This window comes from Bradyrhizobium sp. Mp27 (assembly GCF_029953005.1).
GTDB lineage: Bacteria > Pseudomonadota > Alphaproteobacteria > Rhizobiales > Xanthobacteraceae > Bradyrhizobium > Bradyrhizobium barranii.
Genome location: NZ_JASAUS010000124.1, coordinates 1 through 22,874, shown reverse-complemented (window position 1 = coordinate 22,874; position 22,874 = coordinate 1). Strand labels below are relative to the sequence as shown.

Here is a 22,874-nt window from a genome sequence, read left to right as displayed (position 1 = left end):
TCAACGCATACAACGACAGAGCCGAGCCCTTCGTCTGGACCAAGAAAAAGGTCCGTCAACGCCGTTTCAAAGGCCGCCGTATCACTCAGCTCTGATTCCGGGTACTAGTTCCATTTCCTTGACAGTGAATTTCAGACATTCGCCACAAAGCTTGGCGACACCTCCGCCAGGCCCCGCATCGAGGCTGCCGAGACCCGCTATTCACTCGAAGAACTACGTCAGCGCTATTCATCGAGGTAGGCCGCTTGAGGCGAGCCTCGAAGAAATCCTGCGCGCTGACAGCCGCGCGGGAGCGCGCGCCATCTTGGCGATGATTGAAAAGCGGCGCTCTGAAAACCGGTCCGAAGGACAGGGGCTCGCAAGCTGCTACGCTATGAAACGCTTCTGTGGGACCAGGGCATAATGCGGTCGCGGGCGTCGCTGAGGCCGGAATGAGCCCGCTCGCGGGGCCGGTCTCGGCTGCCGCAGTGATCTTGAAGCCCGGCACGCGCATAACCGGTATCGACGATTCGAAAAAAGCTGGATGCGAATTCGCGTGAGGCTCCTGCGATCGAGATCAGGGAAAAGGCTGCTTCATGGTCTGTCGCGTTTGTCGAAGTTGAGGAGATCGATACCATCAACATCTACTGGGCGGCCATCCTTGCCATGCGGCGGGCTGTTGGGGGGAGTAACTTCGCAACATCTCCTGATCGACGCGAAACGCCTGAAAGACATCGCGATCCCGCAGCGGCGATAATCAGGAGCGACACCAAATCCGCCAGCATCGCTGCCGCTTCCATTCTCGCGAAGGTCTCGCGCGATGCGCTGATGCGAACACTCGACACGTGTCATCCGGCTAGGACTTTGCCGGTCACAAGGGTTAATCTGACGGTGCTGGGCGCGATCTTCAACGGCGACTCGGCAGGATGGAACTTTCGGGCGCACTACCGATTTGTCCCGCCGGCTGACACGCTGACATGGGGCGACATATCATGAAGGCCAAGGAAAAAGCTAAAGAGCCGTCCGCGGTTTCGAAGTTTTTCGGCGACCTCGCCAACAAAACCTCGCTGGCGGCAGGCCGGGCTTCAACGTTCATTATCGCGGCCGGCATCGTCATCATATGGGCGGTAAGCGGACCGCTCTTCGGTTTCTCCGATACGTGGCAGCTGGTGATCAACACAGGAACGACCATCGTCACGTTCCTGATGGTGTTTCTCATCCAGAATTCTCAAAACCGTGATAGCGCCGCGATCCAGGTCAAGCTCGACGAATTGATCCGGGTCGGCGCGGCCCGGAATTCACTGGTCGGTATCGAACACCTGACGGACGACGAGATCGAGGATCTGCGCGGCAAATGCGAGGCGAGGGCGCGCGCTGAAAGATCGGCCGACAAGAGCGTCGACAAAACGCGGAAGTCGGCGCGACGGGCCGCAGAAAAGGTCGCAAACTAATGTGGGCGGGCACTCAGTCAGCGAGGCCCGCCGCCCAAAGCATCGACGCAATCCTTCGCCTTGAAAAGCAGGATGAAGAAACTCTGGCGGTTCATCACCGTCTGTTTCACTGGATCGGCTGGTTCGTCGGCACCGTTCAGTTTATCGTTCTTCAATGCGCGTTCGTGATCGGCTGGATCATCCTCAGCCACTTTTTCCCGCATCACGCCTTCGACGAATATCCGTTCCCGCTGCTCGCGACGATCCTCGCGCTCGAAGCCGTTCTCCTCACCTCATGCGTGCTGATCCGCCAAAGCCTGATCGACCGAACTCTGGAACGGCGCGATCACCTGGAGCTGCAGATCAATCTCCTTGCAGAGAGGGAGGCGACCCAGTCGTTGCGCATATTGCAGCGCATCGCGAAGAAACTGGATGTCGAGGACATCGAAGATGGTAGGCCGGATGAGCTTGCAAGCGAGACGTCGGTTGATCAGATAGCGCAAGACTTGAAAGACCGCCAGGACGAAGACGCGAAGCAGTAGACGGTTACGAGGGCCACGCTTTCGCCCGTTCCCACCTTTCGATCGCGTATCGATGCGCCCTTCTCGGTTTTGGACCACATCTAAACCGCCTTACGTGATGTCTGCTCGATACCGCTCGTTTGTCTTGCGCCTTGGACTGCCGCCTTGGCCTCCGGCACGGAAACGGGTCAGGTGATCTGCTCCATGGTGCACTGTTTCGGTGCCAACGAACCAGCCGGGTTCATCCTAACGACCATCCTCGGGGTCGTTGGTGCCTTCGTTGCGACTTACCTTGGGCAAGCCCCTGGCTGGTATCGTCTTGGCGAAGGCACAGGATTGATCGGCGCCGTGGTCGACGCGGTCATCGTGCTGCTCTATGGCTTTGTGGTCGGCAGACAACGGCGCACAATCTGAGAAGACACCTCAGGGGTGCACTCCGCACCTCGCTGCAGATCCACGTGATCACGACCACCGCAACCTTAGCCCGGCTGGGGGGACCCTACTTTGGCGGTGACTGCCTCGGCGGCATCCATGCCAACCTGCTTCACCCTATCCAAGGCTTCGGCACCTTTGTCGCCGACTTCTGCGATCACCGTATCTGAGGCTTCTCGCAAGGCCTGCGATACCGCGCCGGCGCGACGATTCAGGTCGGCATTCACATCGTCGGCAACTTTGCCGATATATTCGTTCTCCAGTTCGGAAGCGCGAAACGCGCCTGCGACTGCTGCCCCGATCGCCATGCCCACAATCCCAAGCACCAGGGGTTGTCTTTCAAGCAACTCAGTTATTGACGATTGCGCACTGGTGAGCGCTTCTTTACCTGGAAGCGCAGTGCCGAGTTTGTCCTGGAAGAAAGCGACGCCCTCGTCGAACCGATCCTGAACGTTGTCGGCAGCTCCTGAGACTGCATCGGAAGCCGCTGCGGTGGCGCCGCGCAAAGTTTCGCTGACGCCCAGCGATCCGTCGTCGTCCATTTCAGGTGCCGTTGGAGGCGCCACAGTCTGCTTAATAGCCGACGCTGCCGACCTGAGAGTACTCGTTCCAGCATCGGCCACGGGTGAAACTGCATTCACAGCCGAGCGGGTCGCGGTCTTCAGCTTCTGGTCGCCAGCCAACAGCCAAAGCGCTCCACCTCCGATAAGCGCAGCGGCAAGGGGGTTTTCCCGGGCCGCCGTCACCAAATTGTCGATAAAACCGCTCTTTGTATCGCTCATTGCACCATTCCTTTCATGGTGGCCTTATCCTTTTCAAGCTGGCCGATCGTTTCGTGAGGTGCCAGATTGCGCACATCAAGCCGGTTGATGCCGACTGCAAACAGCACGGCCGCGATTACCGCCGCTATGAACGCCGATGTCAGATACGATACCGGTTGCGACCATCCTGCGGAGATCAACGCCGCGGACAGAGCAAATAGCGCCATGACGATCGCCGGAATCACCAGAACGGCGCCACCTGCAATCAAACCTAGCGCGCCACCGAGTTTCTGAAGCTTGTAGCCAACCTCCGCCTTGGCCAGGTCCATTTCGTTCTGGAAGAGCTTGGCGAACTGCGACATGGCATCGCCCAGTAGCGTCGAGATGGCCCGAAACTCGCCCTGGCTAGTTTTGATATCGTGCTCGATACTCATGGTACGGTGTTGCCCTGTGAGGATGACGTTTGTTGCGAACTCGGACTAGGCCGCGCGGAACTCGCGGAGAACGGGGGGCCATCGGACTTCTGAACGTCTTCCGACGACGATTTATCCGTTGTGCCGCTCCGCTTCGATGATGACGATTGCTCGCCGGATGCTTTTAGGAAGCGGACTGCTGCGAAGCCTGCCAGCACAGATATTCCGAGAAAGGCCGCGGGCTGACGCTTGGCGAAATCAGTTGCGCCTTCGACGAGATCCCGGAAGCTCCCGTCGCGGATCTTCTGAGCGGCTTCTTCGACATAGTCGGCAGCAGAACCGATGCCGCGTGCAGCGAATGGTACGTCGCTCTCGAATGCTCGGCCGGCTTCACGCATGTTGCCTGCGAGGCGCTCGACGAAATCGGCGCCCGTCCGCCGCTGCTCGCGGGCCTGGCTCTGGATCTGGTCCACAGTCCCTTCCGTCACCCCTTTTGCTGCATCCGCCGCTTCGCTGAATTTGTCCCGCGCGAGATCGGCCGTTGCCTGAAAGGCATCGCCAGCGCGCTGTTTCATCTCTGCACCGGCTTCACCGATCTGTTCCTTCAGATCCTTCGAGGGGCCCTTGTCTCGGTTCGGCGCGAACTGCGTAATATTGTTCGGGTCCACATCGTTCATGATAGTTTCCTTCAGGTGTTGGTGTTTTGGGAGGGGCTAAAAGCGGCTTTGACGACGTCGTCCGCAGCCTCTTTCAGAATGCCCGCCACATCCTGCGTCATACGACTAGCGTGGGTGCCGAGGTCGGCCTCGGTGACCTTCTGCGCTGCCGCGTCGGCTGCCGACGTGGTCGTCTCTTTCGCCGCCTCGAATCCGGATTGGGCCGCAGCGGCCGCAGCCTGCTTCACGCCATCGCTGGCCCGACCCATCACGTTGCCTTCAACCTTGGTCTCGGGAAGAGCCGCAGCGATGATGGCACCGATCGCGATGCCCAGGCCTCCGATCAGAGCAGCATTGTCGCCGATGGCCTGACGGGCCTGGTCAGGCGCGTTCGTCGCCGCATCCTTGGCCGCGTCGACGCCACTCTTGAGCTTTTCACCAGCAAAACTGGCAGCCTTTGTTGCGCCTGTTCGCAGGTCATCCGCAAGGCCGGCGGCCCGATCTTGTGCGTCTCCAGCAGCGGCTCGGCTTCGAGCAGAGGATAGCTTTTCCGTCGCGTCGCCCTGCATGGCGCGGGCACCCTCCGTCAACTCCTCGAGCATTTCCCCCGCTCTATCCATTACCGGACCGGACGCGTCCGGCGCGCGATCCCGCACTGTTTTAGAGGTCAGGGCAAGCCCAGCGCCGATCATCAGAAGTGGTAACGGGACAACTCGCGCCAATCGCAGCAGCGGAATTCCTACTGCGGCGCTCGCGGCCACTGCGCGCATGGGATTGTCCATGATCTGCTGTTTGAGCCCATCAATCCAGCTTTGGGTCTTGTCGCTGACGTATTCGGAGACTTCGGATTTAATGTGCTGCGGCGAGACCTTGTGGCGGATGTCCTCGGCGGTGTCCGATATCTGGTCCCTTAATCGCCCTACGGTAGCCGCCAGCTCTGCGCGGTTGCGCTCAGACTGACGCCTCAACTCCTCCACTGATCGCGCCATCGCTTCTCACCCTCTTGCTTTATTTCTTGTATCAAAGGACGAACACACGCTTTGTTGAATCGTTCCTAGCTGAACGAGGATGACGTGCCACCGACCAAACTCTCCGCTGGGTGCAAGACTTTGGTACTGAAGAAAACAACCTCGGAGCAGCGGTGGCGTGCCGGCAGGAGAGCTCGGGGAATGTCGCGTCCGATCGTAGGATCTCGCAGGACTCGCGCTTGCGCGGGCGGGCACAAGCGATCCGATACGATCGGCGGCCCTGCCTGCCTTATTAAAGTTATCGCAGCTCAAATCGAGACATTCCGCCGCGGCTTGCGGAAATGCGTTCGAGCAAATTCGCTTCCCACCTAAGCCAGGAGCCTTGTGATTGTTACCGGGCATTGGTGCGCATGCTCATTGAGCGGTTAGGTGAGGCGGTCGGCGAGCCCCTCTGTCTCTGCAGGTGCGACCGGCTCGCTTTGATCTCGACCTCCACGGGGAAGTCGTCTGCTGTAAGTGAGGTATCCTGCCCGTGCGGCACCTCGACGCGTTTGCTCCTGCTCCAGCTTAGGAACGAAGGCTACAGAGGTCGGTTGCAAGCAAACTTAAATAGGAGGAAAGCACCATGAAGATTGGCAAGATGGCGCTCTTAGCTGCACTTGTGTTCGGATCGATCGCTGCCGCCTCCGCGCAGGGTGGCGCTGGGGGCGGGGCCGGAGGAGCGGGCGGAGCAGGGGCCGGCGCCGGATCGGCCGGCGGCGCGGGTGCGGGATCAGGGGACGGCGGAGGCGCAGGTGCGGGATCTGGGGGCGGCGGCAATTCTCCAGCCGCGACCAGCGGTCAAGGGGCATCGAGCAGCCCGAGTTCCGCTAACCCGGGGGCGACCATGAATGACCCGAAGATGAAAGGGAAATAGAAGCGAAAAGGAATAGCCCGCTGACAACTCGAGCGGGCCGCTTTCATGAAGCAGTCGCGGAACGATTGAGGCTGCGTTAGGCCGGCCGGGAGGAGACCGGTGGCAAGAACGTCGGTATCCAAGTCCGATCTCGAACTGATCGCTCTTCAGGAGATCCAGCACGTTCCCGGCGGGGAGCTTGTTATCTCCGTCGAGATTGAACATGACGACGCGGGACCCGATGGCCTGAATTGGCGACTGCTCGTGATTGCTAAAGAAGGTGCGGACCTCGATCGCCTCCAAAACGCCGCTACAACCACAAGCCATCGGCTGAAGCGTCGATACCAACTTGTCATCCAGAGCGGCAACTCGGCGGGTGGCTGAGGCTAGAGACTGCCCCCAACACCAATAGAACGGCACCGATTGCCGCAAGGAGAATGCCCGGCCAGTTCGCCCAAGAATCCCACGCCGCGCCGCGTCGGCTCTAGTGTATCGCCAGCGGACCGACTAAGCGATCCTCGCCAACCAGCGCTAACATGCGGCGCCTGGTGAAGGAGCTTAGCCCGCTCAGCCAACTTAGGACGCGCCTAGTCGTCGGGCGCGTCCCCTAGCCACAACGCACTGCTATGCGCGAATGCGTTGCGTCTGTTTGCAGAAGTCCTCATCCATCGCGCCACTCACACCGAACTTCAGTTGGGCGGCTCCAGCTCACCGGCGAGCCAGCCTACCGCGTCCGTTTTCATCGGATCCGGGGGAGCGGACCACTTCGGTACGCTCGCAAGTCGAGCACTCGAAGGTGCGCTCATCGAATCCGCGGGGGCCGGGAGAGATGCGCGCTAACGCCATCTGGTGCTTGCACACAGGACACATCGGACGCTCGTTGGTCGAGACAGCCATCCCTGAAATCTCCACCGCCGATGATACGCCGTCCGCAGCTGGAGTCTTCAATATTCGCGCACGAAGAACCTTCCGAGGAGCGCCAAAGAGAACGAGCCGGAGCCCGGTCGGCCTGGGTTGACGGTCATGCTCATGGCATCACCTCTGCAACCGGCAGCGGTCGACCGGGCCCTCGCTCCTTGAAGGCGATCGGGAAGGTCGAAGCGGAAAGGCTTTGCAGAGCGGCCTCCTCCTCGGAAAGCCGCCTTTCGATAAACTGCCGTTCCAAAGGTGAAAGCTTGGTACGCAGGAGCCGGCGGTAGCGGCTGATGTTGTTGTGATGGGCACGAAGGGGGGCCAGGTTCTCGTCCATCATCATCTGGGCCTCCGAACCTACGCCGCCGCCGCCGCACGTTCGGTCGAACGGAGACGGTAAGGCTTTCCGCCGGGCGGCATCCGGGGGCCACCGTCCAGGGCGCGCAACGCGTCCAAGATCTCGTCGATCGATACCGGCTTCTTGAGGCCGGCAGGTGCGCGCATCGACGGGCAAGAGGCGATCGCGGACACGTCGGACGCCCATGATGCCAGGATTGCGCGTTTCTCGGCCAACGTCAGGGCCGGATGATCCTGCACGTCTCTCGGCGCTTCAAACACGGTGCCGGGATGAAGAAGAGCGTTGAAATCGAAAACGTTGTCGTCAGCGGTCGTCGGCCGCATGGTCCTCTCCTTTCATTGACAATGGATGGAGCCGCACGATTTGTCGCGCGGCTCCAATGGCGTCTGGGCGGCTAGGCGGCGGCCTTAGCTTCCAGCTTTCGCATGTTGCTGGCCGAGGCATCACCGATGGCAATTCGGCGCGGCTTCATGGCTTCCGGGATCTCGCGAACGAGCTCGATGGTCAGCAAGCCGTTGTCGAACGCGGCGCTTTTTACCTGGACATATTCGGCCAGGTTGAACTGCCGCTTGAAACCGCGGGTCGAGATGCCGCGATAGAGAAAATCGCGCTCGGTCTTGTCGGATTTGCTGCCTTCGACCGTCACCACATTCTGTTCGGCGGTGATGCCAATGTCCTCGGGCGAAAACCCGGCGACCGCGAGCGAGATTTGATAGCGATCGTCCGCCAGCCGTTCGATGTTGTAGGGTGGATAATTGTCCTCGCTGGCCCGCTGAGCCATTTCTGCAAGGTCGAAAAGGCGGTCGAAACCAATGGTCGAGCGCCAGAGGGGGGCAAAATCGTAGGTGCGCATAGCCAAATCCTCCTAAGAGCAAGATGTCTACGAGCGGCACCGGACACACCCGGTGCCCGTCTCTTGGTCCAGGCCCATGAGGCACCCGGACGCCATCGTTGGATGGCGACAAAAAAATTAGCAAAGTCGTTTTTGGTTTCAAGAGGGGGCTGGAAAAAATTTCGCCACCGACCGCCGCGCCGTTATAGGTCCTCACGCAACCCCTTGAAGAACGGATGTCGCACTTTTCCTTCGGTCGACTTGGCCCGGTACTCAATCTCGGCGAGCAGCTTCGGTTCGACCCACATGCCCCTGTGCGCGATGCGCTTGGCGTAGGGCTGCGTCGGTCGGATCAACGGCTTCAGGCGCTTTTGGAGTGCGGCGGCCGAGACCTTGTCGAAGCCGTGGTCGACCTTGCCAGCATAGATCAGGTCGTCGCCCCTCCGCCGCGCGAGATACATACCGTCCCATTTGCCCTCGTCGAGCGCGTAGCCGGCGATCGTCAATGTCTCGCGTTGTGCGCACGTCTTCTTGACCCAATTGTCGCCCCGGCCGCTCGCGTAGACACTGTCACGGACCTTCGAGACGACGCCTTCGAGCCCGACCTTGCAGGCATGCGTGAACATCTCGCGGCCGTCGATCTCAAAGCTCTCGCTGAACTGCACGTCGCTGCCAGTGATGATCTTCTTCAGTGCGGCCTTGCGCTCCAACAGCGGCACCTTCCGGAGATCGCTGCCGTTGAGATAAAGCAGGTCGAAGGCGACGAGCACGATCTTGGTCGAGGTGCCCTTCAGCTCGTTCTGCAAGACGGAGAAATCGGTGCTGCCATCGGCGGCCGGCACCACGACCTCGCCGTCGATGATCCCGAGCTCGCCTTGATGTGCCAGGCGTCGTCGGCAACCTTCTTGAAGCGCCGGGTCCAGTCGTGGCCGCGCCGCGTGAAGACCTTAGCGGCTTCGTTGGCGAGGTGAACCTGCACACGGTAGCCGTCGAACTTGATTTCGTGAATCCATCGCTCGCCGGATGGGACGCGATCGATCGAGGATGCCAGAGCGGGCTCAATGAAGCCGGGGAAGGGTGCCTTGACGCCCAGCGCTTCCGGCTTTTTCCGCTGGAGGGCCATCGCTATACCAGGCGAAGACTGAATTGCTGCAGGTCTTGTGGTGAGTAGCGATCCACAAACTCCCGCAGGTACGACGGCACGTCGCTCAGTTGCAGATTGCAACGACGCTGGATCTCGCGGGCGATGGCCCCGGAAACATCTTCCGACCACCGCTCTGCTGGGTTGAAGGCGACAATCCGGATCGGCTTGCGATATTCTCCGGCAAGCAGATCCTGGATGACGGTCTCCACGGCGCTCTCCAAATCTGCTTCGCACCAAGCGTTGCCATTGCGGCCGGAGTTGTCCGCAACCAAGTAGACGGTCTCGTCGCTGTTCGGGGCGATCGACAAAAGCCATCGGAACTGACGCACAAGCAACTCACGCAACGGAACTTGGATTCAATTTGACGCGGACCGTTTCGTTCCTGAAACTGCAAGACAGGATTCCCAAGTCTAAGTTGCCTCAGGGTGGAAACATGGCGGTCAATAAGCCCACTGGCGACAATGCGCGCAAGGGTGCGGTCAAGAAGAGTTCGCAGACAAAGACCACGTTGGGTGGAGCTTCCGCTTTCACCAAGCGCGACAAGACGTCCGGCGAGTTCATGGGAGTCAAGAAGCCCGCGAAGGGCAAGAAGGCCGCAAAGAAATTCAAGGGCGTGCGGCTTGAGAAAAAACCTACCAAAAAGAAAAAGGCCAAGAAGAGCTGGGCGGCTCTTCACGTGCGCCAAGATCTAGACGTTTGCTTAATCCTGATCTCTACAAAGCCCTTCAGAATACTGCGAGTAGGAATCACCCGAACCCACCCTTCCTCAGGATTTGCCGCAGTGTATTCTATCTGCTCCGCATCGTTCAAGAAAACGCGGATTTCGAACCCGTCGAGCAAAAGATTGCAATAATTGCGATAGCCTTCTTCATCGCAACTCTTGCAACCGGTCCATGAAACTGCGGCTTTCCAATCAAGAGCTACCCCGTCTTCATTAGCAACGCGTTCCACGACAGCAATGCTGCGACATATGGAGCCGTTCCTAGCTTCGGGTCTAGGCGGCCCACCTTGGCGGCCGTGGGCAGGCAAAATTCGAACGCGGTACGCATAGGCCGCAGATAGGGTGTAAAGCCTGAGATGATAGGGCCGCCTTGTGGAGCGGCCCTACCTCGGGGTACCCGGGCTAGCCGGGTGCTTTCAGCTAGCCGTCTCGACAGGGAATGCCGAAGCTGTCGCAAGTAACCACGAAGGCCTCCTTCGCCTTTGCGTTCTCAAAGCAAAAGCGCGAGCCGACATCTGCGTGATCGATCCACCAATCCATCTTGCTGTCCTTTGCAATGCGGGAGGCTTCTCAGCGCAGAAGTTCAAGCTGTCTTCCTACGGCTCGGACAATTAGGCAATTCTCCTTTGTCATAACTGCGTTCCTCAAAAGTAACGGCTCAAATTCAGTCGGACGAAAATGAAAATCTTGTGGCGATTGGTGCGGGAACAAGTGGCAATGCCACGAGTTTTCGATCCGTTGCATGAACGGTTATGCGCCGAGGCAACGATGAAGACCAAGCCTTCCGGGGAGTTGTCACAATACGTTAGGATGGAGGCCTCCGCTCAGCAATTTTTCAAGGAGGCGACGGCCTGCCGCGAGGAGGCGACTCGGAGCCTCGACCAGGTCGATCGAGAAGGCTGGTTGAAGCTTGCGCACGAATGGACGGAGCTCGCGCTCGTGGCCGAGCGGGGCCAGATTTTCCGCCGGGATTAGCAATGGATGCATCCCGGCAGGACGTGTCGATTGATGGATTGAGCCCCCGAGCACGGTTGCGCCGCGCCTTGGCGGGCCGCACGGCCACGCGGGAGAACGTCCAGGCGCTAACGCAGCGCGACCTCTTTATGCTCGTGGGCGTTGGCCGGCGGACGTTGAATGAGATTGTTAGTTGGGCGGCGGCGAACGGCTTGCGGTTTCCACGCGGGTAGCGAGGCGCAGGCTGAATTGCCGAAGATCATGCGCACCATAGTGGTCGGACGCGGTGCGCAAAACATATGGGAGTAGCGTATGCGTTCCTTGCCCTCGATCGTGCCGGCCGACCGCCTCGACCGCAACATTGCTGAGTGCCGCGAACATGCTGATCACTACAAGAGGCTTTCTGACCACTACAAGAGACTTTCTTCCGCGAGCGGCATCTCCAAGGACCGCGCCGCCGCTCTGAAAAACATTGCCCGAACCTATGTCGGTTTGGCCGGCCAATTCGATAGACTGGCGTCCCTTGCGCGGAACGAGCAAAGGTAGGGTGCCGGGTGCCGGCCGCTTGCGCCGTCAGGCGCCCCCGCGCAAGGGCAGCGCCAGCTGTACGTCGAAGCGCTTTGTGGCGTTAGCCGCGATGAAGGCTTGCAGTGCAAACGAGATCTCGGCCTCGGTGTCGGCTGCGCGCTGGGCCAGCTCGTCCGCGACGTCGGAAGTCGCATCCCGTGACCACCCCTCAACGGGATTGAAGGATACAGTTCGGACTGGCTAGGCGTACTGGCCGGACAGGAGATTTTGCAGGACGCCCTCAAGGTCGGTGTCAGCCTCATCCGTCTCGCGCCAGGCGCAACCGGCGCGCGCGCCGAAGTCTTCAAGTACCAGATAGATGTCGCGCTCGAGGCGGCGGCACGATCGAGGGCGAGGAACGCATACGCTACTCCGATGCAAGTGCGGAGAGACGGCCCCGGTTGACAGGGGAGTCATGAGGTAGGCCGGGGCCGCTCCGCCAGCTCCTGCCGGTGAGCAAGCGATGACTCAAATTTCGGGCCCCTTTTGGTTCCTCTTCCCGAAACAACTACCGACCTGCCACCGGGAAACTTCGGTAATGGCCCGTGGCGCAGCCCCGGTGCGTCCCAGTCAGGCTTGCCTATCCAGGGCCGCCCCCAGTGATGTGCCGAAATCGCGGCGCAGATGGCGTTAGCTGAACCGGACCTGTAAGGTTGGAAAGCAGACATGGCAACGCCGTCTCGGAAGGCGCTGCTACCAGAGACTGCTTCGGCCTACCTGCTCAAGCTCTTCGATTGCTCCACCAGCGTCGCATAGCATTCGCATGATAAGCGTTCCAGAATCTGACGATCAAGAATACTTATTTCTCCGCGAGCATAGTGAATTGCGCCGGTGTTCTGTATTTTTCTTGCGACCTCTGTGACTGAGGTGCGCCGCACGCCCAGCATCTCGGCCAGGAACTGTTGTGTTAGATTGATGGTGTTGCTTCCTGCGGTGTCAGCCGTTTGGAGGAGCCATCGGCAGAAACGCGCTTCAATGACATGAACGGCATTGCAAGCGACATTGATCCGGGCTTGGGATAACAGGATTTCGTTGTAGCCTACGCAGAGGTTTCGCAGTGTGGTGCTTTCTCCCGTTGCCTTGCGAAATCGGCTTGCCGGAATTCTTGTCACCTCGGCTCTGAGCTGCACAACGACCCGAACAAGAGAAATATGCGCGCCAAGTCCGGCCATGGCTCCAACAACACCTTCCCGGCCAACGGTCGCGGTTTCGATCGCCCTACCGTCCTTCAAGACTGACAGCAGCGAGAGCATGCCCACGTGTGGGAAGTAAACGTTTTCGGTCTCGTCTCCGGCTTCGATGAGAATCGTACCTTGCTCGAGTTGCTCGACGACCATGTAAGGTGAGAGCAAACTAAATTGAGCGTGCGGCAAAGATCCGAGAAGATTGTTGGTATGTTTCGCCGAAGCGCTATTTTTGGCCAATGCGGCTCCCGCCCGGTCGGTCGGGCCGATCTCCGCGGGACGGATGCGCTCCGAGAGCACGCAAGCGGGATAGCTTGTATAGGGAACTTTAGGTCAGCCTGTCGGTCCGATTTCCATCACAGCGACGCTACAGGTCCGGGAAAATCACGACGGGAAAAACCCTCTACATAGTGCAAAGTCTAGGGCGAGACTTCGTTCCTGGCCGCAGCGAAGTATTTTTGACTCGCTTTTCTTGGTCCGATATCGGACACTCGAGGGTCGCCGCAAGGACCTTGGCTTTTATCGGCGATGAGAACGCCGGTTGCGCTCCCGCCCTCTCTCACACAGGGAGCAGCGCCATGCAGCAGCAGCGACGCCGTTTCAAACAACTACTCCCACTCGAAGGACGTCTCGCTCAAGAGGCAAAGCGCCTGCGAGAAGAAGCCGAGAGTCTTCCACCTGGCAGGTTACGCGACGAAGCCATCGCAGGGCACGCCAAGCGGAGACCGGCTCTCACATAAGCGAGTGGCTGCGGTCTCCCGGACTTCGAGCGCCCACGTGAAAGACTACCGCGCGTTCCTCCTCGATGAGGATGGACACATTATCAGCGCCCATGCCTTAGATGCCGTGGACGATGACGAGGCCTTGCAAAAAGCAACGTGCCTCGTCGACGGTCGTGACGTCGAGGTGTGGCAACTGGCGAGAAAAGTCGGGCTAATCAAGACCGCGACTGACTAGCTGCGGGTCCTGCTCTAATTTTTGGCGGTTTCGTAGTTGTTTCATTAACTTTTGGCGTTGGTGCACAATTGGACATATGTTCGATATCGGACAGTGCTAAGGTCCTGCCATCACCGCGCGGTACCTGGCTTTTATCGGTGATGAGAACGCCGATTGCGCTCCCGCCTTCCTCAGGAATGGAGCAGCGCCATGCAGCGACGACGCCGTTTCAAGCAAACCATATCCCTTGAAGAACGCCTTGCCGAAGAGGCGATGCGCCTTCGTGAGAAGGCCAAGTCTCTCCCTCCCGGTATCGAACGGGAGCGCGCAATCCGCAAGGCTCGGCAAGTAGAGACCGGCTCTCAAATGAGTGAATGGTTGAGGCCGCCCGGTTTACAGGTCTCGAAATGAGACCAGCCGAAGAGTTACCTGAAGGTACGCCCCTAATTGAAGGCGCTGCACAGCTGCTGCGGCGCGCTCGCGAACTTCCCATCGGCGGCGCCAGAAACGCACTCCGCCGCCTGGCGAGGGTCATGATCAAACTTCATCGGATCGGTTATCGCGACTACATAGAGATCATGGAAAAACCCACGATCCATTGAGGATCGGGCGTCGCGCTGCGTCCGGTACCGTACACTGCTGATTCAATTGAACGATTTTGCTTCTCCCTCGTCAAAAGAAACGGGGAGAGTAAGGGTGGTCATAAAAAACGAAGTAGCCGCCATCGTCGCCATATTCGAAGATCGGGCGGCGCGGGATCGTAGGCGTAGGTACGAAAGCGCACAGAACTGATTGCCGTTTTTTCCTATACTCGGGACCACCGTGGCGACCCCATTACCGCCAGGGCAACTCCAACGGCTCCGGCCTCCACACCTCAAAAGCTCTTGGCCGGTGCCGTTTTTATGGAGCGGGTCGCGGTCTGCCAAAAAATGCGGTTAGGTCAAAGTTGCTTCCTTTTCCCAAATAACCAAGCAGGATATGGAAATGACTACAGGTTGCATAAGCAGGGGACGCTTATGGATTGGGCGGAACGATCTTATCGGTTCAGCTTTGTCGTGCTGTCGATCTTCAACGCTTTGGGGGTGGTATGGATGGTTCTATCGTTGTGACCCGTGCTGCGCGGGGCGTTAACCCGTATCGTGCAGTTAGGTCTTGGTGCGTTTCATTCGCTTGGATTGCGCTTCTCGCGTTTGTTGCCTACGCGATCGCTAAGCTGCCTTGGTAACGTCTCAGGCAATGCAGGCGCTCAACTCGACGGCATTTTCTTTGTGCTCAGCGTAACCAACAGCACCGCTGCCAATAAAACCCAGCCGACGATATCGACAGCAGTCATAGAACCGTACCTCAATTATGAGGGTAGTGCCTTCGCCCCGAGCGAGAAACCCATCACGGCAACCGTGACGGCTTTTTTTGTGCTCGAAGCGACCGAGTAACAGGCGGGGTTGATTTAACGCGTGGGCGGGCCGCGCTGCAAATCCTGGCAGGGGCCTGTTTCATTCAAACCGGCGCGACATCGCCGGATGCGCGCGATTCTTGAGCTTGATCCATTCGCATGTGCGCGGTCGGTAGCGCCGTTCCCGATGTTTGGAAACGAGGCCCTCGAGGCCTATGCGGCAGGCGGCGCCAAGAGATCGGCACCGATCTCGCCCGCCTCGAATGGCGCTACGAACATGTCGTCCGGCCGGCCGCGCAGCAGCCGCGCCAAATTGGTCTTACGCAGGCTCAGCGGCAGCGGCCGCAGATCCTCGCCGCCGAGCAGGCAAAGAGCTCAACCTCGTCCTCGTACCGGCGTGAGTGCAGGGCGTTGAAGTCGGAGACGCCGCCAACGCCGAGCACCACAGCCTCGCCGTCGATGGTGAATTGTTGCTCGCGGTTCTTGAGAGCGGCCTCGGCGATCCATGGGAAAGCTTGGTCCAGTTGTGCCCGTTGCGGGTGAACAGCCGCACGCTCTTGCCGTTGCGCTCGACGCGCAGGCAATAGCCGTCATATTTGATTTCGTGGATCCAGTCGGGGCCGGCCGGCACCACCTTGGCGGGGGTCGGCAGGCAAAACTCAAACGCGTTACGCATGGGATGGAGATGGTGTCCGATGGCCGCCATGGGTAAGTCCGCCTTCCGGCGGCCTTACCGCTGCTCCGCGGAACGCTGTTAAGCAGCGCCGCGCAGCGGCAGCGATAGCGATAGCGATAGCCTGGAGGCGAAGGCGGCTTGCAACTTCCATAAGCGGATTACGTCGGCAGCCAGACGACACTAGCTGCCGAAGCAATCAAGGGTCAGAATGGTACCCCGTAGTAGTCGTTAACCGCTCGGGTCCGCGACGAGTCCTGCCAATCCCAATTCGTTTCGTCGGCGTACTTGGGGGCGCCCTCAAGCTGCTGCCTGGTGACATTGGTCCGGTAGCCGCCCAATGCTGTATCGTACTTCAGGGATTGCCAGGGCAGTGGGTAGTGGTCATCGCCGATGCCCAGGAAGCCGCCGAAGCTCAGCACTGCGTATGAGATCTTCCCGCCCACCTTATCGATCATTAACCGCTCGATCGACCCGATATGCTCGTTGTCGGCACCGTAGACCGACGTGCCTTCCACCTTGTCGCTTCCGATCAGACTGCCCGTTTCTCGTTGTTCCGTGGCCATGTTGTCCTCCCTTGGTTGACAAACGGCGCGCGGAGCGGGGACGTTCCAGATTGTTGGAGCGCGCCATGCTCAATAGCGGAGCATCGGCAGTTCTAAGCCCGCGAGGTGACAACTATGGGCGATGGAACTGGCAGGAAAATTGCAACCTTCCCAGAATGCCCAAGTTCCACTTCAAGCTTGTCGACACTCGGATTGTCGCGGATCATGGCGTGCACGATCTGGTGGACGAGACAGCGGCGCAGATCGAGGCGATCAGACTCGCGCGCTCCTTGCGTGCGACTCGTCCTGAGCGGGTCGGGCGCAATTGCTCGGTTTCGGTCGTCGACGAGCAAGGAAAAAGCATTTGTATTATTCCAGTCGATAGCATCTGACGCCGGGATCGGAGCGCTCATTCGTCGCGGATCACCGCGCTTACGGCATCAGTGATTTCGTAGAAAAGAGATCCTGTCGGCAAGATCTCGGTCTGAGGGCCGATTTGCTTGAGAAGCGGCCGGATCTCATCCGGCGCCCGTGAAGACTCGGCGCAATTTGGCCCGTTCGCTCCTGATGGGCACGCGCCGGCTTTCCTTCGAGTAGCAAACGTTCAGTCGGCTGAACCATTCTTGAAGGCCCGCGTTGTCCTTTTCGAAACGGGATCAGCAAAATGTTGGTGGATATTCGAACAGTCCTCTTAGGCTTGGCTTTCGTTGTGGCGTCCTTCGCGGTGGCTCTCGCCGAGCCCGCCACAGGAGAACGACCCAATTTCGCAGAAAGATTTGCCGACGCTCGACCAATCAGGGTGGTCCTCCCCGCGCCGTGGGAGCCTTCGTCTAAGCCGGTCCTAACCGTGGTGCGAACGCCGGAAAAGTAAGATCGGTTAGATGTTGTTCCCGGTCGCACTAAGGTTCGATCGACCAATGGTGGACGCTCACTCGGCTTACGCTACCCGCGCAATCTCGGGCGGGCTCGCAATTCGCGCCTCCAACATAACAATCGAGTTTCGGAGATTGTCCCGGGCAAGGCAAGCCACCACGAAAGAATAAGGCCGCCTCAGTTGGCGGTACTGATCCGTCTTCAGCTTGCGCCGGACGCGATAGCCCATCTTGATCGGATCCTCGAAAGGCCGCCCCCAGTCCCTTGCTCTTCTCACTCTCCGCAACCGTACGCTCGACCTCGGCGGCGACACGCTCAGGTGATCCGCGAGCCGGGTGAATAGTTCGATGAGGAAGGACTGGAGCTTCCGAATTGCGGGCCGCGCAAGCGGAAGCCGCCAAATCGTTGGCCGACATGGCGCGTAACGCCCTCCATCATTCGGCTGCAACTACCGCCAAACGCTCATGGCGATTGGGGTCCGGGATGTGATGCCGGCCAAGTTCACCTTCGAAATCGAAAGATCAAAGCACTGAGATCTCTTCACCCGACTCTGTGATCTTTCCCTTGCCTTGGCAGGCCTCGCAATGACGGGGTAGCTCTTACGGCCAGGATGAGGGGGCTGCATGGACCTGGGAAAGCCGGTTCCGTTGCACAGCCGGCAGGTATGCTCTTTGATCCTCGGGAGTCCTTTCCAACCGCCTCGCGGTTCGTCAAAACGTGTTAGCAAGCAGCGGCCCCACAGAGTGGGGACCGCCTATCTCAATGCTTCGACGCTGACCTAGCCTCCAGCGGGCTCATCTTCGACGAAGGTCTGCTCGATGGCGGCGGGCATTTTCGCAACCGACATCAACGAACGCGCGACCTGATTGAGCAACTGATCCGCGTTCTCCTCCTCGGCCAGATTCTTCGAAAGCAGTGCGACCACCGCGCTGTGACGCAACTGCTGCGCCAGGTTGCGGGCAGCGGTGTAGCCGGCAATCTCGTAATGCTCGATACGCTGTGCCGCGCCGATCAATGCGAGATCCGCTGCTGCATCGTCCTTCTTGGCTCCATCCTTGATCACTTCGTCGCCCTCTTCGACAAGTCCTTGCATGCCCTTGCAAGACTTGACGCGCGGCTTCTTGCCGAGCAGTTCGAAGCACTCGTCGAGACGTTCGATCTGCGTTTCGGTTTCGGCGAGATGAACGGTGAACAGCTCGCGGAGCTGGTCGTAGCGAGCAGCCTCGATCATCTGAGGCAATGCCTTGGTCAATTGCTTCTCTGCATGTAGGAGGTCCCGCAGCTGATCGATCAGCAGGTCGTCAAGTCCAATGACAGGCTCCGACGGCGAACTCTCGGCAACGATCGAAGGCGCCGCGCCGGGATCGCCGCTCTGGAGTGCCGGTGATTCCATGAAGATCCAGTCTTCGCCTTCGTTCCAGGGGCCTCTTGTGTCGATTTCACCGTTGTCGCCGGAACCCGTCGAATCGTTGAAGAACTGGTCCACGAGACCCGGCGTGGGAGCGATGCGGCCGATGCTGAATGTGGGTTTGCCCATGCTTTCAAGCGCACGCGAGAACGCCTTCATGTGGGTGATTTCCCGCGTCATCAAAAACTGCAGCGTGTCCTTAGTGCCGGCGTCATCACAAAAATTGATCAGTCTTTCGTAGACGATCTTGGCGCGCGCTTCCGCGGCGATGTTGCTGCGCAGATCGACGTCGAGTTCGCCGGTGATCTTGAGATAGTCAGCCGTCCAGGCATTGCCTTGCGAGTTGAACAGATTGACGCCGCCGCCCCCGGCAATAGCGATCAAAGGGTCGGCTTCCGCCGCTTCTCGATCGAACTTCAAGGGCTTCAAGTGCAAGCGCGCGAGCGATCCCACCACCTCGAGGTGGCTCAATTCCTCGGTTCCGATATCCATCAGGAGATCCTTGCGGTCCGGATCTTCGCAATTGAGACCCTGAATGGAGTATTGCATGGCGGCCGCCAGCTCGCCGTTAGCCCCGCCAAACTGTTCGAGCAGCATATTTCCGAACCGTGGATCGGGCTCGTCGACCCGGACTGTGAACATGAGCTTTTTGACGTGATGATACATGGAGAGACCTTTGATTACGGGAGATACCAGGGCCAACCGGGCGCTGTGCTGGACGTTCCTAATTCGGTTCGTGCCGCGATCAGATTGATTAGGGTTCTCAATGCAGCGTTTCCGCCCCGGCTTCGTCGACCGCGGCCATGAGGTCGGCCGTATCCGACTGCTGGATCATATGACCCGCATTCGGGACGCGGCGCATCTTGCTGTGCTTGATCTCGTCATGCAGCCTGCCGGACTGCTCGTCGATGTCGATGAGGCGATCGTCCTCGCCGGCCAGGATGGTGACCGGCATGGCAAGTTCGCCGTAGGTCTTCGCAGACAGCATTGCGGCAGGAACCATCAACGCTGCCTCCGCGGCGCCGGCCCGAAGCTGCGATGGACGCACGGCCATCGATTTGGGGAAGCCGTCGAATTTTCGCGGGACGGATTTAGGTCCGAACAGCTGCCGCAGCATCGCTGGCCACATCAGGCGGCTGAGGATCGGAGAGATGGTGTGACTGAGGAGATCGCCAAACCCGGGGATCCCCGGCCCGGCGATCGCCATCATCGCGTCGGTGCGGGCTGTCGGGAAATAGTAGCCCGACGCCAGTGTCAGGGCCTCGACCATGGAGGGGTGTCTGCTTGCCAATGCGATCGCCACCGACGCTCCCCAGGAATGTCCGAGCACGATCGCCTTTTCGACACCGAGGTGTGCAAGCGCATCCTTGAAGAGATCGGCTTGGGCCGCATGCGTCCACACGACATTGCGGGGCCTCAAGCTGTGACCGAAGCCGGGACGATCGAACACGATGACGCGATAGTCCTTGGCGGCGAGATCGATCAAACCACTCGACTCGAAATCCTGGATCATGCTGCCATTGCCATGGAGCAGGACTAGAGGACGGCCGGATCCGCGCTCGACGTAATGCAGGCGAACGCCGTCGATATCGATGAACCGTCCTTGAGGCGGGTTGTCGCGTTGTGCCTTGTCGGCAAGTCGCCGATTGACGACTGCCGCCGCAGCCATCAGGCCGACTGTTGCGACAACCGCGGAGGCCACCGGATATTCTGCGAAAGCACGAAGGGTCGTGGCCGCCAACGATGGCGAACGTTTTTTCAATATGCGCATGTGACACTTTCGCTGGGCGGAGCCAGCTGTTGGGGAAGGAACGCGTGCTGGTTTAAAGTCCTGGTCTCATCACGATCTTGATGACGCTGGCGTCTTTGTCGCGGAATTTCTCGTGCGTTTTGGGCGCTTACGTCTTTGGCGCTGGATTTTGGGATCTGGAACTATGTCTACCCGGACGTCGCCTTTGCCGTGCCCACAGAGCGCCCCGCATGGTCAAATCTCCATTTTGGGGACGGCATGCGCCTTCACGGGTCATGTCGTGCAGACGCAACAGGGCGGGTATAGATATGTTCCTACGCCCCACGGATGCGGCACAGCACGAAGAGTGTTATCCAAACGGCGGCGCCATGCAGGGCATCGTTTTGATCTGCCGAATGCCGAGGAGCGGTTTTCCCGGGAACCGCTCAGGCAAATGTCTTTAGAGACACCATATCCAAGGTATCGCTAGCACGACATGACAGGCGCTAGTGACCGAAAGACGTTACCGCACTCCCGCCCACAAACAGGAGGCGCTCAGTGAACGTTTTGCTCTATCCCCTGCAATCTTTTCCGCAAGTTCGAGCGCCGCTGGACCGCGAAGGCCGTTGAAGAAGAGGGCCTACGACCGCCGTCTCAAGGGACGAACGGCTGCACCGCCTGCGGGCGAATCGTGGCAGCTCCGATGCACTCGACCTACTTGCCCCCCGGGAAATTCGTCAATCAGTGTCGGTGTCCCCTGTGCCGGAACGCCTGGCAGACTTCTGCCGATCCCGCTAGCAGCGCTGATCTCCTATTGAGCCGGTCCGAGCATCTTCGGAAGAATGCCGGGCGCTGCCTGACCCTGGAAGACACTGCCGCCAAAGACGCGGCGCGCAAGCAGTTCAGCCGCATGGGCGATGCCTGGCTCTGGGCGGTCTTACTGAGCGAGAAATCTGAATGCGACAATCAGTGCCATCACGCTCGCGAAAATCGCACCAGATAGATGTCGCGGTCGAGGCCGGCACGATCGAGGGCGAGGAACGCATACGCTACTCCTACACGACAAGGACGGAGAGACGACCCCGGCTCCGGGGGAGACTAGGGGGTTAGGCCGGGGCCGCTCCGCCAGCTCTTACAGCGAGCCAGCGACGACTCAAATTTTCGACTGCTCTGGTCGTTCCCCTTCAGTCAGTCCCTTGTCCCGGAAGAAAAGGGCCCCAGCTCAAATGGGGGTGAGCCGGGGCCTAGAGGTTACCCTCGACGAGCCCGAGGGCGTCGGGAAAACATGGCAAGAACCACGATGTTCCTGGCTCGGCCAGAACCCCCGCGGCCTACAAACGTCAACCGTGCAGGGGTAGCGCCAGATGCACGCCGATATTGCGACCGAGCGGCATCTCGCGCTCCGCCGGCTGTCCAGCGAGCCAGCGACGAACCAAATATTCGCCCACCCTTGTGGTTCCTTTGAGCCGGTCGCCCCCAAGAGGGGACTGGCCTGTTTCCTAGCGCGGTAGCCTAATTAGGAACGCCACTCTGTAGCTGCTCTTGTCCCTCTATCACCGGGACCGATCAAGGCGCCCCTTGACTGAGAGACACGACTGCGCTCCCGCCCAAACGGAGGAGCGTCTATGCCGCGCTACTACTTCCATATCTTGAACGGAAAAATGCTGATCGATGACGTCGGCGTTGAAGTGGCCGACACCGAGGCAGCGAAACTTGAGGCAGTGAAGTACGCAGGTAATGTCCTGACGTCTGAGCATCCCACCGACATGTGGAGGGGATACCATGGGAGTTGAAGGTCACGGACGGCCCTTCCCCCGATGAAGGTCGGACTTTGCTCACCCTCACGCTAACCGCTGAAATCAACACCACTTAGGTGTTTTTTTGGCGGCTTAATATCCACTCCCTACTATTTCGCGCGTGAAGGCATCGGGCCTCGCACGCGGCTTCAGGTGGCGCCTACGCTATCAAGTGTGGAAACCACGTTGCGGCTTCCTGTCTAGAACCCGGGCGACGGTAGCAAAACATCGCGCCCAGTGTGCAAACCAAGGAGGAGAGGGCTCAAGGCTAGCGAGCCCAACGAGCAGATGCACCGCGATGCGGACAAAGGGATCAAGACCCGCAACTCCGGAGCGTCCGGTTACGTGCCCGATCAAGAGAAGCCGGGCGCTTCTGCGCATTCTCCCGGCCAACCGGGAAGGGAGCAGACCACCGGTTCGGGTAGCCAGACCGGGACACCGAAATAGAGGCGTTCTCATGAGGCCGCCCACTGAGTGGCCTTTATCCACAGCGCCCTCCAACGGCTTCTCCTTCCACTGCGCTCGAGCTTCCCACTCGATGCGCGCCTTGCCATCTACGGTCATGTAAGTGGTCCGAAAGGCCACTAGTCAGGTGCTCTGCGGACGTTTGAATATTGCGATGCGAAGCTTCCAATGTCGCCCCGTGCGCCTAATTGGAACCTCCCGGGCTTCAGGCGTGTTCATCGACAGACAACCCACAGGAGTTGCCGATGAACAGAATGCTTATGTCACTCGGGACAGCAACCTTGATGGCAATCTCAATTGCCAGCGCATCTGCGAAAGATAAGCAAAGC

General features: G+C 59.5%; 26 protein-coding genes and 3 pseudogenes. 14 read left to right on the top strand and 15 right to left on the bottom strand.

The genetic code is table 11. The annotated features are described in order from the left end of the window. The first annotated feature begins 971 nt into the window (after positions 1-971). The 3 genes from QJT78_RS38585 (at position 972) to QJT78_RS38575 (ending at position 2,344) form a co-directional block, all read left to right on the top strand. Positions 972-1,430: a low affinity iron permease family protein gene (locus QJT78_RS38585; RefSeq protein WP_028154185.1), complete on the top strand. Its 459-nt coding sequence runs from the start codon at positions 972-974 to the stop codon at positions 1,428-1,430. Beyond that, a complete protein-coding gene (locus QJT78_RS38580; RefSeq protein WP_049807926.1) occupies positions 1,430-1,951 on the top strand; it encodes a DUF1003 domain-containing protein in 522 nt (173 codons plus the stop codon). The genes QJT78_RS38585 and QJT78_RS38580 overlap by 1 nt, the downstream gene beginning before the upstream one ends. Before the next feature lie 183 nt (positions 1,952-2,134). Continuing rightward, entirely contained in the window at positions 2,135-2,344 is a 210-nt protein-coding gene (locus tag QJT78_RS38575; RefSeq protein ID WP_038944785.1) for a GlsB/YeaQ/YmgE family stress response membrane protein, read from the top strand. Between the two features lie 65 nt (positions 2,345-2,409). On the opposite strand, the gene QJT78_RS38570 is transcribed toward QJT78_RS38575, so the two are convergent. Genes QJT78_RS38570 through QJT78_RS38555 form a run of 4 tightly spaced genes read right to left on the bottom strand, consistent with a single transcriptional unit; the run spans position 2,410 to position 5,181 of the window. Continuing rightward, positions 2,410-3,144, bottom strand: coding sequence for a hypothetical protein (locus tag QJT78_RS38570; RefSeq protein ID WP_028154186.1), 735 nt, complete (start codon positions 3,142-3,144; stop codon positions 2,410-2,412). Further along, a complete protein-coding gene (locus QJT78_RS38565) occupies positions 3,141-3,557 on the bottom strand; it encodes a phage holin family protein (protein ID WP_028154187.1) in 417 nt (138 codons plus the stop codon). Before QJT78_RS38565 ends, QJT78_RS38570 begins: the two co-directional genes overlap by 4 nt. After that, positions 3,554-4,213, bottom strand: a complete 660-nt coding sequence (locus QJT78_RS38560; RefSeq protein WP_038944784.1) for a hypothetical protein — start codon at positions 4,211-4,213, stop codon at positions 3,554-3,556. Before QJT78_RS38560 ends, QJT78_RS38565 begins: the two co-directional genes overlap by 4 nt. 11 nt (positions 4,214-4,224) lie before the next feature. Further along, positions 4,225-5,181 carry a hypothetical protein gene (locus tag QJT78_RS38555; protein WP_028154189.1) on the bottom strand — a complete coding sequence of 319 codons (957 nt, stop codon included), beginning with the start codon at positions 5,179-5,181 and terminating at the stop codon, positions 4,225-4,227. Between the two features lie 994 nt (positions 5,182-6,175). Here QJT78_RS38555 and QJT78_RS38550 point away from each other — a divergent pair. Further along, complete coding sequence (locus tag QJT78_RS38550) at positions 6,176-6,439, top strand: hypothetical protein (RefSeq protein ID WP_038944782.1); 264 nt, start codon at positions 6,176-6,178, stop codon at positions 6,437-6,439. Between the two features lie 643 nt (positions 6,440-7,082). Here QJT78_RS38550 and QJT78_RS38545 read toward each other — a convergent pair. From QJT78_RS38545 to QJT78_RS38520, 6 genes and pseudogenes are all read right to left on the bottom strand, one after another. Continuing rightward, the gene (locus tag QJT78_RS38545; RefSeq protein WP_309248396.1) at positions 7,083-7,310 is read right to left on the bottom strand and encodes a hypothetical protein; all 228 of its coding nucleotides are present in this window, start codon (positions 7,308-7,310) and stop codon (positions 7,083-7,085) included. Between the two features lie 14 nt (positions 7,311-7,324). Beyond that, complete coding sequence (locus QJT78_RS38540) at positions 7,325-7,648, bottom strand: hypothetical protein (RefSeq protein ID WP_028154356.1); 324 nt, start codon at positions 7,646-7,648, stop codon at positions 7,325-7,327. Between the two features lie 71 nt (positions 7,649-7,719). Beyond that, a complete protein-coding gene (locus QJT78_RS38535) occupies positions 7,720-8,178 on the bottom strand; it encodes an Hsp20 family protein (RefSeq protein WP_014494411.1) in 459 nt (152 codons plus the stop codon). A gap of 182 nt (positions 8,179-8,360) precedes the next feature. Then, a complete protein-coding gene (locus tag QJT78_RS38530; RefSeq protein ID WP_240537728.1) occupies positions 8,361-8,618 on the bottom strand; it encodes a hypothetical protein in 258 nt (85 codons plus the stop codon). A 129-nt stretch (positions 8,619-8,747) separates the two neighbouring features. Further along, positions 8,748-9,280: pseudogene (locus tag QJT78_RS38525) on the bottom strand (DNA ligase); the annotation flags it as partial. 2 nt (positions 9,281-9,282) lie between these two features. Further along, on the bottom strand, positions 9,283-9,645 hold the full coding sequence (locus QJT78_RS38520) for a hypothetical protein (protein WP_281460484.1): 363 nt from the start codon (positions 9,643-9,645) through the stop codon (positions 9,283-9,285). An 89-nt stretch (positions 9,646-9,734) separates the two neighbouring features. Between QJT78_RS38520 and QJT78_RS38515 the strand changes: the two genes are divergently transcribed. From QJT78_RS38515 to QJT78_RS38505, 3 genes are all read left to right on the top strand, one after another. Then, positions 9,735-10,154 (top strand): hypothetical protein, encoded by a 420-nt coding sequence (locus QJT78_RS38515; protein ID WP_162136547.1) that lies wholly within the window; start codon positions 9,735-9,737, stop codon positions 10,152-10,154. 636 nt (positions 10,155-10,790) lie between these two features. After that, positions 10,791-10,997, top strand: a complete 207-nt coding sequence (locus QJT78_RS38510; RefSeq protein ID WP_157790196.1) for a hypothetical protein — start codon at positions 10,791-10,793, stop codon at positions 10,995-10,997. Positions 10,998-11,288: 291 nt separating this feature from the next. After that, the gene (locus QJT78_RS38505) at positions 11,289-11,522 is read left to right on the top strand and encodes a hypothetical protein (protein ID WP_049807925.1); all 234 of its coding nucleotides are present in this window, start codon (positions 11,289-11,291) and stop codon (positions 11,520-11,522) included. Between the two features lie 27 nt (positions 11,523-11,549). Here the strand turns inward: QJT78_RS38505 and QJT78_RS38500 are convergent. Together QJT78_RS38500 and QJT78_RS38495 are read right to left on the bottom strand one after the other, a co-directional pair. Beyond that, positions 11,550-11,907 (bottom strand): annotated as a pseudogene (locus QJT78_RS38500) (hypothetical protein). Between the two features lie 349 nt (positions 11,908-12,256). Continuing rightward, positions 12,257-12,967, bottom strand: coding sequence for a Crp/Fnr family transcriptional regulator (locus QJT78_RS38495; RefSeq protein ID WP_049810298.1), 711 nt, complete (start codon positions 12,965-12,967; stop codon positions 12,257-12,259). Positions 12,968-13,305: 338 nt separating this feature from the next. Here QJT78_RS38495 and QJT78_RS38490 point away from each other — a divergent pair. The 5 genes and pseudogenes from QJT78_RS38490 (at position 13,306) to QJT78_RS38470 (ending at position 15,096) form a co-directional block, all read left to right on the top strand. After that, positions 13,306-13,508 (top strand): annotated as a pseudogene (locus tag QJT78_RS38490) (hypothetical protein). Further along, complete coding sequence (locus QJT78_RS38485; RefSeq protein ID WP_028153971.1) at positions 13,505-13,684, top strand: hypothetical protein; 180 nt, start codon at positions 13,505-13,507, stop codon at positions 13,682-13,684. The pseudogene QJT78_RS38490 and the gene QJT78_RS38485 overlap by 4 nt, the downstream one beginning before the upstream one ends. Before the next feature lie 189 nt (positions 13,685-13,873). Then, positions 13,874-14,074 carry a hypothetical protein gene (locus QJT78_RS38480; protein ID WP_028153970.1) on the top strand — a complete coding sequence of 67 codons (201 nt, stop codon included), beginning with the start codon at positions 13,874-13,876 and terminating at the stop codon, positions 14,072-14,074. Further along, positions 14,038-14,265 (top strand): hypothetical protein, encoded by a 228-nt coding sequence (locus tag QJT78_RS38475; RefSeq protein ID WP_038944777.1) that lies wholly within the window; start codon positions 14,038-14,040, stop codon positions 14,263-14,265. Before QJT78_RS38480 ends, QJT78_RS38475 begins: the two co-directional genes overlap by 37 nt. Positions 14,266-14,775: 510 nt before the next feature. Continuing rightward, entirely contained in the window at positions 14,776-15,096 is a 321-nt protein-coding gene (locus QJT78_RS38470; RefSeq protein WP_155258191.1) for a hypothetical protein, read from the top strand. 839 nt (positions 15,097-15,935) lie between these two features. On the opposite strand, the gene QJT78_RS38460 is transcribed toward QJT78_RS38470, so the two are convergent. Then, positions 15,936-16,295, bottom strand: a complete 360-nt coding sequence (locus QJT78_RS38460) for a PRC-barrel domain-containing protein (protein WP_028153968.1) — start codon at positions 16,293-16,295, stop codon at positions 15,936-15,938. Positions 16,296-16,360: 65 nt separating this feature from the next. On the opposite strand from QJT78_RS38460, the gene QJT78_RS38455 reads away from it, so the two are divergent. Next, positions 16,361-16,666 (top strand): hypothetical protein, encoded by a 306-nt coding sequence (locus tag QJT78_RS38455; protein ID WP_157790195.1) that lies wholly within the window; start codon positions 16,361-16,363, stop codon positions 16,664-16,666. A gap of 1,259 nt (positions 16,667-17,925) precedes the next feature. Here the strand turns inward: QJT78_RS38455 and QJT78_RS38450 are convergent. Both QJT78_RS38450 and QJT78_RS38445 read right to left on the bottom strand, forming a co-directional pair. Continuing rightward, on the bottom strand, positions 17,926-19,221 hold the full coding sequence (locus tag QJT78_RS38450; RefSeq protein ID WP_038944775.1) for a DUF892 family protein: 1,296 nt from the start codon (positions 19,219-19,221) through the stop codon (positions 17,926-17,928). A gap of 97 nt (positions 19,222-19,318) precedes the next feature. Beyond that, on the bottom strand, positions 19,319-20,326 hold the full coding sequence (locus QJT78_RS38445; RefSeq protein WP_281460483.1) for an alpha/beta hydrolase: 1,008 nt from the start codon (positions 20,324-20,326) through the stop codon (positions 19,319-19,321). A 1,583-nt stretch (positions 20,327-21,909) separates the two neighbouring features. Here QJT78_RS38445 and QJT78_RS38440 point away from each other — a divergent pair. Next, on the top strand, positions 21,910-22,077 hold the full coding sequence (locus QJT78_RS38440; protein WP_155258292.1) for a hypothetical protein: 168 nt from the start codon (positions 21,910-21,912) through the stop codon (positions 22,075-22,077). Positions 22,078-22,874 lie beyond the last annotated feature (797 nt).

Coding starts and splice junctions, on each gene's coding strand:
- QJT78_RS38585 (WP_028154185.1), top strand. CDS start 972: ATGAAGGCCAAGGAAAAAGCTAAAGAGCCGTCCGCGGTTTCGAAGTTT.
- QJT78_RS38580 (WP_049807926.1), top strand. CDS start 1,430: ATGTGGGCGGGCACTCAGTCAGCGAGGCCCGCCGCCCAAAGCATCGAC.
- QJT78_RS38575 (WP_038944785.1), top strand. CDS start 2,135: ATGGTGCACTGTTTCGGTGCCAACGAACCAGCCGGGTTCATCCTAACG.
- QJT78_RS38570 (WP_028154186.1), bottom strand. CDS start 3,144: ATGAGCGATACAAAGAGCGGTTTTATCGACAATTTGGTGACGGCGGCC.
- QJT78_RS38565 (WP_028154187.1), bottom strand. CDS start 3,557: ATGAGTATCGAGCACGATATCAAAACTAGCCAGGGCGAGTTTCGGGCC.
- QJT78_RS38560 (WP_038944784.1), bottom strand. CDS start 4,213: ATGAACGATGTGGACCCGAACAATATTACGCAGTTCGCGCCGAACCGA.
- QJT78_RS38555 (WP_028154189.1), bottom strand. CDS start 5,181: ATGGCGCGATCAGTGGAGGAGTTGAGGCGTCAGTCTGAGCGCAACCGC.
- QJT78_RS38545 (WP_309248396.1), bottom strand. CDS start 7,310: ATGATGATGGACGAGAACCTGGCCCCCCTTCGTGCCCATCACAACAAC.
- QJT78_RS38540 (WP_028154356.1), bottom strand. CDS start 7,648: ATGCGGCCGACGACCGCTGACGACAACGTTTTCGATTTCAACGCTCTT.
- QJT78_RS38535 (WP_014494411.1), bottom strand. CDS start 8,178: ATGCGCACCTACGATTTTGCCCCCCTCTGGCGCTCGACCATTGGTTTC.
- QJT78_RS38530 (WP_240537728.1), bottom strand. CDS start 8,618: ATGTATCTCGCGCGGCGGAGGGGCGACGACCTGATCTATGCTGGCAAG.
- QJT78_RS38515 (WP_162136547.1), top strand. CDS start 9,735: ATGGCGGTCAATAAGCCCACTGGCGACAATGCGCGCAAGGGTGCGGTC.
- QJT78_RS38510 (WP_157790196.1), top strand. CDS start 10,791: ATGAAGACCAAGCCTTCCGGGGAGTTGTCACAATACGTTAGGATGGAG.
- QJT78_RS38505 (WP_049807925.1), top strand. CDS start 11,289: ATGCGTTCCTTGCCCTCGATCGTGCCGGCCGACCGCCTCGACCGCAAC.
- QJT78_RS38480 (WP_028153970.1), top strand. CDS start 13,874: ATGCAGCGACGACGCCGTTTCAAGCAAACCATATCCCTTGAAGAACGC.
- QJT78_RS38475 (WP_038944777.1), top strand. CDS start 14,038: ATGGTTGAGGCCGCCCGGTTTACAGGTCTCGAAATGAGACCAGCCGAA.
- QJT78_RS38460 (WP_028153968.1), bottom strand. CDS start 16,295: ATGGCCACGGAACAACGAGAAACGGGCAGTCTGATCGGAAGCGACAAG.
- QJT78_RS38455 (WP_157790195.1), top strand. CDS start 16,361: ATGCTCAATAGCGGAGCATCGGCAGTTCTAAGCCCGCGAGGTGACAAC.
- QJT78_RS38450 (WP_038944775.1), bottom strand. CDS start 19,221: ATGTATCATCACGTCAAAAAGCTCATGTTCACAGTCCGGGTCGACGAG.
- QJT78_RS38445 (WP_281460483.1), bottom strand. CDS start 20,326: ATGCGCATATTGAAAAAACGTTCGCCATCGTTGGCGGCCACGACCCTT.
- QJT78_RS38440 (WP_155258292.1), top strand. CDS start 21,910: ATGCCGCGCTACTACTTCCATATCTTGAACGGAAAAATGCTGATCGAT.